An 11,899-nucleotide genomic window follows, 5' to 3' on the forward strand; every position below is an offset into this window, starting at 1 on the left:
CCGCCTGCGCTATTTGGCCGAGTATTTTTCGATGTTTGCATTGGCAAACGTCCTCGGTGCGTGCGCGCGTTTGCTGAAGTCTCTGGGCTTGCCTCCGATGCCGCCACTGCTGTCGCAATCGTCGAAGAATAACAAAAATCAACAGACGCATGCCGCACCCGCGAAGATTTCTTATCATCAAGCTAGGGGTTGTCATGTCCAACGCAGTAAATACCCAGGGGGCAGCAGTATACGTAGCTCCCTTTGAAACTCTTCGCATGACGGACGTCGAGTCCGTCGGTGGCAAAAACGCATCGCTGGGTGAAATGATCTCCCAGCTGACCGGCGCGGGCGTTCGCGTGCCGGGCGGTTTCGCCACAACTGCGCAAGCCTTCCGCGATTTCCTTGAGCACAGCGCCGACGGTGGCCCCACCTTGGCCGCACGCATCGCCACGCGCCTGGAAGGACTGGATATCGATGATGTTCGCTCGCTGGCAGCCGCCGGCGCCGAAATCCGTCAATGGATCATCGATACCCCGTTCCAGCCGCGCCTGGATCAGGAGATCCGTTCCTTCTACGACAAGCTGGTGGCCGACTCGACCAGCGAGATGTCGTTCGCCGTGCGTTCCTCCGCCACTGCGGAAGATCTGCCCGACGCATCCTTCGCCGGCCAGCAGGAAACCTTCCTGAACGTGGTCGGCATCGACAACGTGCTCGAAGCGATGAAGCACGTGTTCGCCTCGCTGTACAACGACCGTGCGATCTCGTACCGCGTGCACAAGGGCTTCACCCACGCTGAAGTGGCGCTGTCCGCGGGCGTGCAGCGCATGGTGCGCTCGGATGTGGGCGCCGCCGGCGTGATGTTCACTATCGACACCGAATCGGGCTTCAAGGATGTGGTCTTCATCACCTCCAGCTACGGCCTGGGCGAAACCGTGGTGCAGGGCGCCGTGAACCCGGACGAGTTCTATGTGCACAAGCCCATGCTGGAGCTGGGCAAGCAGCCCGTGATCCGCCGCAACCTGGGTTCCAAGCTGATCAAGATGGAATTCACCGGCGAAGCCAAGGCCGGTCGTTCGGTCAAGACCGTCGACGTGCCGGTCGAGCTGCGCAACCGCTACTCGCTGACCGACGCCGAAGTCGTCGAGCTGGCCAAGTACGCCACCATCATCGAGAAGCACTATGGCCGCCCGATGGACATCGAGTGGGGCAAGGACGGCCGCGACGGCAAACTGTACATCCTACAGGCGCGCCCGGAAACCGTGAAGTCGCAACAAAAGGCGACCGACGCCCAGCAACGCTTCAAGCTGAAGAGCTCGGGCACCGTGCTGGCCACCGGCCGCGCGATCGGCCAGAAGATCGGCGCCGGTCCGGTGCGCGTGATCAACGACCCGGCCGAGATGGAACGCGTCCAGCCGGGCGACGTGCTGGTGGCCGACATGACCGACCCCAACTGGGAGCCGGTGATGAAGCGCGCTTCGGCTATCGTCACCAACCGCGGCGGCCGCACCTGCCACGCGGCGATCATCGCCCGTGAGCTGGGCGTGCCGGCGGTCGTGGGTTGCGGCGACGCCACCGACGTGCTGAAGGACGGCACCCTGGTGACCGTGTCCTGCGCCGAAGGCGACGAAGGCAAGATCTACGACGGCCTGCTGGAAACCGAAGTGACCGAAGTGGCGCGCGGCGAACTGCCGGAGATCCCGCTGAAGGTGATGATGAACGTGGGCAACCCGCAGCTGGCCTTCGACTTCCAGTCGATCCCCAACGGCGGCGTCGGCCTGGCGCGTCTGGAATTCATCATCAACAACAACATCGGCGTGCACCCGAAGGCGATCCTGGAATACCCGAACATCGACGCCGACCTGAAGAAGGCGGTCGAGTCGGTGGCGCGCGGCCACGCTTCGCCCAAGGCGTTCTACGTCGACAAGCTGGCCGAAGGCATCGCCACCATCGCCGCGGCCTTCTGGCCCAAGCCGGTGATCGTGCGCCTGTCCGACTTCAAGTCCAACGAGTACAAGAAGCTGATCGGCGGTTCGCGCTACGAGCCGGATGAAGAAAACCCGATGCTGGGCTTCCGCGGCGCCGCCCGCTACCTGGCGGACGATTTTGCCGAAGCCTTCCAGATGGAATGCCAGGCCATGAAGCGCGTGCGCGAAGACATGGGCCTGACCAACGTCGAGGTGATGGTGCCGTTCGTGCGTACCCTGGGCCAGGCCGAGAAGGTCATCGGTCTGCTGGGCAAGTACGGCCTGAAGCGCGGCGAGAACGGCCTGCGCGTCATCATGATGTGCGAAGTGCCGTCCAACGCCATCCTGGCCGAGCAGTTCCTGGAACACTTCGACGGGTTCTCGATCGGCTCCAACGACCTGACCCAGCTGACCCTGGGCCTGGACCGCGACTCCGGCATGGAGCTGCTGGCGGCCGACTTCGACGAGCGCGACCCGGCGCTGCAGGCCCTGCTGACCAAGGTCATCTCGACCTGCCGCGAAAAGGGCAAGTACGTCGGCATCTGCGGCCAGGGTCCTTCGGACCATCCTGACTTCGCCGAATGGCTGATGGACCAGGGCATCGAGTCCATCTCGCTGAACCCGGACACGGTGATCGACACCTGGCAGCAGCTGGCCAAGAAGTAATCAAGAAGCAATGGCCTGCATCGGCGCCGCGCAGGCGGCGTCGATGACGGCGAACGCAAAGGCGCGGGCAGAAATGTCCGCGCCTTTGTTTTTGGGCGCATGATTGTGGGGTAGACTATTGCCGCCCTTGCCGGAGGGAAAACCGGTGTTTCCATAGACGGGGATTGCATATGACGGACTGGGCCATCTGGTTTGTGCTGGCCGGCGTGCTGATCGGCGCCGAGCTGTTCACCGGCACCTTCTATCTGCTGATGATTGCGCTGGGTGTGGCGGCCGGCGGTGCGGCGGCGTTGTCCGGCGCGCTGCTGGAGTGGCAGCTGTTGGCGGCGGCGGTGGTCGGCATCGCCGCAGTGCTGTTGCTGCGACGCAGCCGCTTCGGCCGCCTGCGCAAGAGCTGCGCCAATGACGATCCCAACGTCCTGCTCGACATCGGCCAGACCGTGGAAGTGGCGGCCTGGCAAGAGCACGGCAGCCAGCATATCGCCCGCGTGCCATACCGCGGCGCCATGTGGGACGTGGAGCTGCAAGGCGGCCACCATGCCGCCGCCGGCGCCTTCGTCATCCGCGAGATCCGCGGCAGCCGGCTGATCGTCGCGCCGCGCTGAATCCGGGATCCGGTCCCGACACCTGAATCACACCTAAGGAGAGCCTCATGCTGGGAAGCGTCACCCTGGTCATTTTCTTCATCGCCATCGTGTTCGTCGTGCAGACGGTCAAGGTGGTCCCGCAACAGCACGCCTGGGTGGTGGAGCGCCTCGGCAAGTACCACGCCACGCTGGCGCCGGGCCTGAACATCGTGGTGCCGTTCATCGACCGCGTCGGCTACAAGCACATCCTGAAGGAAATCCCGCTGGACGTGCCGCCGCAGGTCTGCATCACCAAGGACAACACCCAGCTGCAGGTGGACGGCATCCTGTACTTCCAGATCACCGATCCGATGCGCGCCTCCTACGGCTCGTCCAACTACATCGCCGCCATCACCCAGCTGGCCCAGACCACCTTGCGCTCGGTGATCGGCAAGATGGAGCTGGACAAGACCTTCGAAGAGCGCGACCACATCAACACCGCCATCGTCAGCGCCATCGACGAATCGGCCGAGAACTGGGGCGTGAAGGTGCTGCGCTACGAGATCAAGGACCTGACCCCGCCCAAGGAAATCCTGCACGCGATGCAGGCGCAGATCACCGCCGAGCGCGAGAAGCGCGCGCTGATCGCCGCCTCCGAAGGCCGCAAGCAGGAGCAGATCAACATCGCCACCGGCGAGCGCGAGGCTGCCATCGCCAAGTCCGAGGGCGAGAAGCAGGCTTCAATCAACCGCGCGCAAGGCCAGGCGGCCGCCATCCTGGCGATCGCCGAAGCCAGCGCGGAGGCGATCCGCAAGACCGCCGCCGCGATCCAGTCGCCGGGCGGCGAGGACGCAGTCAACCTGAAGGTGGCCGAGCAATACGTGGCCGCCTTCGGCCAACTGGCCAAGACCAACAACTCCATCATCGTGCCGGCCAACCTGTCCGACATGAGCGGGCTGATCGCCGCCGCGTTGCAGGTGGCGAAGACGCAGAAATAAGAACCGGGAAGACATCCATGATTGTTCGCCACCTCCGCCAGCGCCTGCTTCCGGCCGCGCTGTCTGCCGCTTTCAGCATTGCCGCAGTTGGATTGACCGTGGCCGCAGCGCAGGCGCAGGACCAGGCGCAGATGCCGGCCCCGGCGCAAAATGAAGCCCTGGCCAAACGCGTCGACGCGCAGATGGAGCAACTGCTGGGCAAGTACCCGATCCCGGGCGCCAGCATCGCCATCGCCTACAAGGGTGAATTCGTCTACCAGCGCGGCTACGGCTTGGCCGTCATCGAAACCAACACGCCGGCCACGCCGGCCACGCGGTTTCGCATCGCCAGCATCGCCAAGCCGGTGACGGCGGTGGCGATCCTCAAGTTGTTCGAGGACGAATTGCCGCAGGCGCTGGATCGCAAGGTGTTCGGGCCCGACGGCCTGCTGCCGGACTCGGCCTATCCCGAGTTCGCCAACCCGCGCGACACGCGCGTGCTGAACGTGACCCTGCGCGACCTGCTGCAGCATACCGGCGGCTGGGGCGCGACCGACTACGATCCGCAATACGACCTGGTCGACATCGCGCGCACCATGAATGTCAAGGCGCCGGCGTCGGCGCGCGACGTGATCGCCTTCATGCTGAAGCAGCGCTCGCTGGACGTGCCGCCAGGCACCGAGGTCCACTACAGCAACTTCGGCTACAACATCCTCGGCCGCATCATCGAGTACAAGACCGGCAAGCCCTATGAGCAGGCGGTGCAGGACCTGGTGTTCAAGCCGGCCGGGGTCACCGACGCGGTCATCGGCGCCGACAAGCGCGCCCAGCGCGTGGCCAATGAATCGGCCTATTACGACGACCAGCGCTGGCCGGCGGTGCCGGACCAGGACGGCAGCGGCGCCACCGGGCCGGAGTCGTATTTCGGCTTCCACCTGGCGACCATGGATGCGCACGGCGGCTGGGTCGCCAGCGCGGCCGACCTGGTGCGTTTTGTCGATGCCGCGCAAGGCACCGCCAAATCGCCCGCCTTGTTGAAGCCGCAGACGGTGGCGCTGATGAAGCAGCGCAACGCCGCCATGCCGGACAACAACAACGGCCTGGGTTGGGTGGTGACCCGCATGGACGGCGTGACTATCCTTTCGCACAGCGGCGCGCTGACCACCGGCAGCTACGGTTACCTGCAGGCGCGCGAAGATGGCTGGTCGTGGGCAGTGCTGTTCAACCGCCTGCCGATTCCTTACCCGCCTGAAAAGGCCATGGCTGATCTGCAGGCCTTCCAGACCGCGGTGCAGCGCGGCCTGATGGCGGCCATCGTCAACAAGACCGATCCGGCCGTGGGCAAGTAATCCGCCCTGCGCGGAAAGTCCCGCGCGCCAAAGAAAACGGCCCGCCTTGCAGTCGCAGGGCGGGCCGTTTTGCCTGGGGCTCAGGCATTGCAGCAAACGGAAAAGATCGGGCGGATCAGGACTCCAGCGTCTGCCCCTTGGCCGGCTCGTCGGCCATGAAGGGCAGGGTGATGTCTACCCGCAAGCCGCCGTCGCGACGGTTGGCAGCGCGGATGAAGCCGCCGTGCGCATCGACGATGCGGCGCGCGATCGACAAGCCCAGGCCGTGGCCCGAGCTGTTGCTCTTGGTGCGGCTGCTGCGGAAGAACAGCTCGAAGATGCTGTTCATCTCGTCTTCCGGCACGCCCGGGCCGCGGTCCAGGATGGACAGGTGCACCAGCTTGTTGATCTCGTCGAGCTGGGTGTGGATCTGCACCGTGGTGTCGGGCGCGGTGTGCTTGATGGCGTTGCGCAGCACGTTCTCGATGGCGCGGTAGAGCAGTTCCGGGTTGCCCTTGATCTGCACCCGGCAATCGATCTGGCCGTCGATGTGCTTGCCGTGGGCGCCGGCCTCGAAGCTGGCGTCGTTGATCATGTCGGCCAGCATGGCCTGGATCGCGATCGGCTCTTCCATTGAGCCGGGTACGTTGGCTTCCAGGCGTGACAGCGTCAGCAGCTCGCCCACCAGTTTGTCCATGCGCACGCTTTCGCGCTCGATGCGCTCCAGCGTCAGGTCCAGCTTGTCCTTGTCCTGCACGCGGGCCAGGCCGATGGCCATCTGCAGGCGCGCGATCGGCGAGCGCAGTTCGTGCGAGACGTCGTGCAGCAGGCGGCGCTGGCTTTCCATCAGCGTGCGCAGCTTGGCGGTCATGGCGTCGAAGTCGCGGCCGAGATCGGCCAGCTCATCGCTGCGCGAGCTCATCACCGGTTCCAGCTCCAGGTCGAGATTGCCGGAGGAGGCTTGGGCGAAGGCATTCTTCAGGTGGCGGATCGGGTAGGAGAAATACCAGGCCAGCAACAATGCGAACACCAGGCTGGCCACCAGGGCCACGGCGATCGGCATGGTCGGGAAGAACAGCGGCTGCGGGCCGCGTTCACGCATGTGGCGGCCTTCGCGCGGACCGGGGCCCGGGCCGGGTCCGCCGAATTCCTCGGTGGGGGCCGGGATGAACATCAGGTAGCTGTGGCCGTTGGCGGCTTTCACCAACTCCACCACGCGACGTTGCTGCTGGTGCTGCTCGGTCTTGAGCAGCTCGCGTGCTTCTTCCACCAGCTTGGCCGGCACATCGCGGCCCATCAGGTCCTTGTTGTCCTCGTCCACCGCATACAGCTGCAGGCGGTTCTGGCGGCCTTCGTTGATCAGGCTGCGCAAGGCTTCGGCGCCGCCGAACTGCAGGGTGGCGGCGGCCGAGCGGATCATGAAGGAGGCCGGGGGGCTGAGATCGATTTCCGAGGAGCGGTTATTGCGCTCCAGGTTCTCGATCCAGAACAGCACGCCGACGCCGAAGGTGGCGGTGATCTGGGCAATGGCGATGAAGAAGAAGAACTTCCAGAATAACCGGCCCACTTTATTCCTTGATGAACTGGTAGCCCAGTCGATAGACGGTCTGGATGCAGCTCTTGTCGCTGCCCAGGGCGGCGATCTTCTGGCGGATGCTGGACAGGTGCACGTCGATGTTGCGGTCGAAGCGCGCCAGCGGGCGGCCCAGGCCTTGCTCCGACAGGTGCTGCTTGCTGACCGGCTTGCCGGCATTGCGCGCCAGCACTTCGAGCAGGTTGAACTCGCTGCTGGTCAATTCCAGCGGGCGGCCGCCCCAGGTGGCGCGGCGTTGTTCCGGCCACATCGACAGGGCGCCGACGGCCAGCGGGGAGTAGGGCGATTGTTCGGTGTTCTCGGCCGAGGCGCGGCGCAGGATGGCGCGGATGCGGGCGGCGATTTCGCGCGGGGTGCAGGGCTTGGGGACGTAGTCGTCGGCGCCCAGTTCCAGGCCGATGATGCGGTCGGTGTCGTCGCCCTTGGCGGTCAGCATCACCACCGGCATGCTGCTCTTGGCGCGGATGCGACGCAGCGTGTCGACGCCGTTCAGGCGCGGCATCATCACGTCCAGCACGGCGATGGCGTATTGGCCGGTGAGCGCTTCGGCAGCGCCGGCTTCGCCGTCGTAGGCGACGTTGACTTCAAATTTTTCCTGCTCCAGGTATTCCTTGAGCATATCGACGAGTTCGACATCATCGTCGATCAAAAGCACTTTAGACATTTGCTGCATTCCATTCTTGTTGCCCTGCATTAAGGCCTTCGGGCGTCGGCAGTCGCTAATATGCCGTAAAAGGTTTTGCAGAAGTGTTTCAGACCGTCTTTACAATTGCATCTTTACATTCATTTACCCACGTCCGCGCGAACATTTCAAGCGACTTCCGCTCGCATTTTGCAGCTTTTCCTTTTTGCAATTTTTCAGGCGAATCGCCGGCCGGATCATGTCCGTACGGCAATGCGGGCGTGCCGCAAAAAACGCGGTCATGCTCGGCGCTGACAAAACTTTACCTGCATTTACGCGGATGGCACGAACTTAACATGCTGCGATGGCCGATACTTCCGGCGTAGGAACAAGCGATGCCTGACATCGCAACGGGAGCGATGCCCGGCATCGCAGACAAGAACCTATAAGGGAGTGCGCCATGGCCATCAGCAGCGTATCGTCCAATTCATCCAGTTACAGCCTCGCCGATTTGTCGAGCCTGTCATCGCTCAACAGCAGCACCTCCAGCGCCACGCTGCGCCTGGACATGCCGCCGCCACCGCCTCCGGGCGGCGGCAAGGGCGGCGGCCTGATGGGCGCGTTGAAGGACGTGCTGGAGTCGCTGGGCATCAGCCTGGACAGCGATACCACCGCCACCACCGCGACCAGCGCCTATTCGCTCTCGTCGACGTCCTCGGTCTCCTCCAGCAGCGTCGACTCCAAGCTGGACGCCTTCCTGCAGCAGCTGATGGCGGCCTTGCATGGGCAAGGCGGCCAGCCGCCGGGACCGCCGCCGTCGTCGACGTCTTCCAGCGATTCCTCCTCCGACAGCAGCGACTCGACCAGCGTCAGTGCTGCCGATGGCAGCACCTCCACCGGCAGCACGTCGTCTGCGTCTTCCTATTCTCCCGCCGGCCGGCCGCCGCCACCGGGAGGCGGTCTGGAGGCAGACCTCAAGAGCCTGATCTCCGCCGTGTCGGGCAGCGACAGCGATACATCCTCCAGTTCAGGCAGCTCAAGCAGCTCGGGCAGCTCCGTGTCCTCGTTGGAAAGCGCCTTCAGCAACCTGCTCAGTTCGCTGGGCGTGTCGTCGGGCAGCACTTCGCTGTCGAGTTTCCTGCAATCGCTGCAAAGCAAGCTGGCCGCCGGCAAGACCACCGGCAACCTGGTCGATACCACCGCCTGATCAACTCTTTTCAGGTCATTTCTCGGCCGGCGGCCGTGTTAATCTGCCGGCCATGAACAACCCACACCCGGCCACGCTGGCCCGTCTCATGGGCCTGATGTGCGAGGCCATCGCCCTGCGCGCCGCAGGGCAGCTGCCCCAAGCCGTCGACGCGCTGGACCAGGCGCTGGCGTTGGACGCCGGTTTCATTCCCGCCCACATGCAGCGCGCCGACCTGCTGGCGCAGGCGGGGCGGCATGCCGACGCCGTCGCTGCCTGCGAGGCCTGCCTGGAGATCGCACCCGATTTCGCGGATGCGCGCATCGTGCATGCGCAACTGCTGGCCCAGCTGGCGGCGCAGTGCGAGAGCGAACTGGCCGACGGTGCTGCAGCCGACTCCTTCCCACTGCAATTCACACTGGCCCAGGCTCGCTACAAATCGGGGCAGATGCGGCAGGCGCTGGTCGCGGTGGAGGCCGCGCTGGCGAGCGGCGCTGCCGGCCCCCTTCATTTCCCCGCGCGGGCGCTGCGCGCCGACATCCTGCTGCGCCTGAACCGGCATGAGGAGGCGTTGGCCTCCTATGGCGACGTGGCCGGTCTCGATGACGAGCAGCGCGCGCTGGCCAGTCACAACCGAGCCGATATCCTGCGCCAGATGGGGCAGGTCGGACCGGCGCAGGAGGGCTACGGCGAAGCCTTGCGGCAATGTCCTGACCTGCATCAAGCGCGTGTCGGGCGCGCCCATATGCTGCTCATGCGCGGCGATTTCGAGGAGGGCTGGCGCGAGCACGAAGCGCGTCATCACATCCCTGAACTGGCGGCCCGGCGCGTGCGCAGCGCGCAACCGCCATGGCGGCGCGGGGACGATCTGCGCGGCCGGCATGTGCTGTTGTGGGCCGAGCAGGGGCTGGGCGACACGCTGCAGTTCGCACGTTATATCCCGCTGGTGGCGGCGTTGGCGGCCCGCGTCACCGTATGCGTGCCGCCGGGGTTGCTGTCGCTGCTGGCGCAGTCCTTTCCCGGCTGCGACTTCGTGGTCAACGACAAGGCGCCGCCGCTGCACGATCTCTACGCTTCCTTGCTGAGCCTGCCCTGGTTGCTGGCGCTGCCCGAACCGGGGCAGGCGCCATCCTCGCCTTATCTGCAGGCGGACGATCAGGCCGTTGCCGATTGGCGCGCGCGCCTGGACGCGATGACGGCGTCGGCGCCCCGGCGGCCGCGCATCGGCATCGCCTGGGCGGGGCGTCAGTACGCCACCATTCATTACTCGCGTGACATCGCACTGGAGCAGCTGGCGCCGTTGTTCGCGTTGCCGGCCGACTTCATCAGCCTGCAGCCGGTCGTGCCGGCCGGCGATGCCGATGCCCGCGCGGCGCTGGGCGAGCGCCTGCACGCGCCGCCCCTGCAGGATTGGGCCGATACCGCCGCGTTGATACAGGGTCTGGATCTGGTCATCAGCGTCGACACCGCGGTGGCGCACCTGGCCGGTGCGCTGCGGCGGCCATGCCTGTTGATGCTGCGTTATGAGGGAGAGTGGCGCTGGGGCCTGGCGCCGCAGCACACGGCCTGGTATCCGGGCACGCGTTTGTATCGCCAGCAACGGCGCGGCGAATGGGACGCGGTGGTGGAGCAGGTGACGGCAGCCTGCCTGGCGCCGCTGTCGGTCGCACCATGAAAAACGGCTGCGCGAGGCAGCCGTTGATGGAGATGGACGAACGGGCGCCGGTCAGCGTCGATGCTGCTTCATCGCTGCCTGGATCTCGCGCTGGCTATCGCGTTGCTTCTCGGTCTCGCGCTTGTCGTGCTGCTTCTTGCCCTTGGCCAGGCCGATCTCGCATTTGATGCGGCCCTTGTTGTAATGCAGGTTCAGCGGCACCAGCGTATAGCCGGAGCGCTCGACCTTGCCGATCAGCTTGGCGATCTCGGCGGCGTTCAACAACAGCTTGCGGGTGCGGGTGGTCTCCGGATGCACGTGGGTCGAGGTGCTGGTCAGCGCGCTGATATGGCAGCCGAACAGGAAGATCTCGCCGTTGCGGATGATGACGTAGGCTTCCTTCAGCTGCACGCGGCCGGCGCGGATCGATTTGACTTCCCAGCCTTGCAAGACGACGCCCGCTTCGTATCGTTCCTCGATGAAGTAATCGAAAAAGGCTTTTTTGTTATCAATAATGCTCATCTGAGAAAAAATCGTCCTGTCGGTTAAAATTGTTACTTTGCGATTTTATCAAACGGACCACCCTCGATGGCAGTCGTACACAAAACCGTCCTCATCAACTATAGCGCGGAACAGATGTTCAACCTGGTGGATCGGGTCGAGGACTATCCTGAATTCCTGCCCTGGTGCGGCGGCGTCGAAGTGGCGGAGCGCAGCGAGCACAGCCTGACCGCCAAGCTCAAGATCAATTACCACGGCCTGAAGCAGTCCTTCAGCACCCAGAATACCAATGAGCGTCCGACCACCATGACCATGCGTCTGGTCGAAGGGCCGTTCAAGCACTTCGAAGGCCGGTGGCATTTCAAGGCGCTGCGCGAGGACGCCTGCAAGATCGAGTTCGACATGGAGTATGAGTTCTCCAGCCGCATCCTTGAAGGCGTGATCGGCCCGGTGTTCAGCATGATTGCCAACAGCTTCGTCGATTCCTTCTGCAAGCGCGCCGAGCAGATATATGGCTGAGGCGGCCCGTTTGCAAGTCCAGATCTGCTACGCCGCGCCCGGCCTGCAAGTGTTGAAGGACGTGCAGGTGGGGCAGGGCTGCACCATCCAGCAGGCCATCGTCGACAGCGGCCTGTTGCGCGAGCAGCCGGCCATCGACCTGTCGGTGTGCAAGGTCGGCGTGTACGGCAAGCTCAAGACGCTGGAGACCGCGCTGCGCCAGCATGACCGCATCGAGATCTATCGCCCGCTGATCGCCGACCCCAAGGAGTCGCGCCGCCGTCGGGTGACCAAGCAGGACAAGCCGGCGCAACATAAGTCGGCGCAATAAATCCGCCGTCAGCATGCGCCCTCAGCTTGC

At 64.7% G+C, this 11,899-nt stretch carries 11 protein-coding genes; 8 read left to right on the top strand and 3 right to left on the bottom strand.

Annotated features, from left to right (window positions below; translation table 11 throughout):
• Positions 1-257 precede the first annotated feature (257 nt).
• From ppsA to J8I26_RS03380, 4 genes are all read left to right on the top strand, one after another.
• Positions 258-2,612 carry a phosphoenolpyruvate synthase gene (ppsA, locus tag J8I26_RS03365; protein WP_245200029.1) on the top strand — a complete coding sequence of 785 codons (2,355 nt, stop codon included), beginning with the start codon at positions 258-260 and terminating at the stop codon, positions 2,610-2,612.
• A gap of 170 nt (positions 2,613-2,782) precedes the next feature.
• On the top strand, positions 2,783-3,217 hold the full coding sequence (locus tag J8I26_RS03370) for an NfeD family protein (RefSeq protein WP_209604020.1): 435 nt from the start codon (positions 2,783-2,785) through the stop codon (positions 3,215-3,217).
• A gap of 47 nt (positions 3,218-3,264) precedes the next feature.
• Positions 3,265-4,176 (top strand): stomatin-like protein, encoded by a 912-nt coding sequence (locus J8I26_RS03375; protein ID WP_209604023.1) that lies wholly within the window; start codon positions 3,265-3,267, stop codon positions 4,174-4,176.
• 17 nt (positions 4,177-4,193) lie between these two features.
• Complete coding sequence (locus J8I26_RS03380) at positions 4,194-5,504, top strand: serine hydrolase domain-containing protein (RefSeq protein ID WP_209604025.1); 1,311 nt, start codon at positions 4,194-4,196, stop codon at positions 5,502-5,504.
• A 115-nt stretch (positions 5,505-5,619) separates the two neighbouring features.
• Here the strand turns inward: J8I26_RS03380 and J8I26_RS03385 are convergent, their stop codons facing one another.
• On the bottom strand, positions 5,620-7,050 hold the full coding sequence (locus J8I26_RS03385) for an ATP-binding protein (protein WP_209604027.1): 1,431 nt from the start codon (positions 7,048-7,050) through the stop codon (positions 5,620-5,622).
• A gap of 1 nt (position 7,051) precedes the next feature.
• Entirely contained in the window at positions 7,052-7,741 is a 690-nt protein-coding gene (locus J8I26_RS03390; protein WP_209604030.1) for a response regulator transcription factor, read from the bottom strand.
• A 418-nt stretch (positions 7,742-8,159) separates the two neighbouring features.
• Between J8I26_RS03390 and J8I26_RS03395 the strand changes: the two genes are divergently transcribed.
• Entirely contained in the window at positions 8,160-8,906 is a 747-nt protein-coding gene (locus J8I26_RS03395; RefSeq protein WP_209604032.1) for a hypothetical protein, read from the top strand.
• A 52-nt stretch (positions 8,907-8,958) separates the two neighbouring features.
• The gene (locus tag J8I26_RS03400) at positions 8,959-10,560 is read left to right on the top strand and encodes a tetratricopeptide repeat-containing glycosyltransferase family protein (protein WP_209604034.1); all 1,602 of its coding nucleotides are present in this window, start codon (positions 8,959-8,961) and stop codon (positions 10,558-10,560) included.
• Positions 10,561-10,611: 51 nt separating this feature from the next.
• Here J8I26_RS03400 and smpB read toward each other — a convergent pair whose 3' ends face one another.
• Complete coding sequence (smpB, locus tag J8I26_RS03405; protein WP_209604036.1) at positions 10,612-11,061, bottom strand: SsrA-binding protein SmpB; 450 nt, start codon at positions 11,059-11,061, stop codon at positions 10,612-10,614.
• Positions 11,062-11,127: 66 nt separating this feature from the next.
• Here smpB and J8I26_RS03410 point away from each other — a divergent pair, with 66 nt between their 5' ends.
• Positions 11,128-11,559 (top strand): type II toxin-antitoxin system RatA family toxin, encoded by a 432-nt coding sequence (locus J8I26_RS03410; RefSeq protein ID WP_209604038.1) that lies wholly within the window; start codon positions 11,128-11,130, stop codon positions 11,557-11,559.
• Entirely contained in the window at positions 11,552-11,869 is a 318-nt protein-coding gene (locus J8I26_RS03415) for an RnfH family protein (RefSeq protein ID WP_209604040.1), read from the top strand. The genes J8I26_RS03410 and J8I26_RS03415 overlap by 8 nt, the downstream gene beginning before the upstream one ends.
• The last annotated feature ends 30 nt before the right edge of the window (positions 11,870-11,899 follow it).

Origin of the sequence: Herbaspirillum sp. LeCh32-8, assembly GCF_017814915.1 — a bacterium.
Taxonomy (GTDB): Bacteria; Pseudomonadota; Gammaproteobacteria; order Burkholderiales; family Burkholderiaceae_D; genus Herbaspirillum.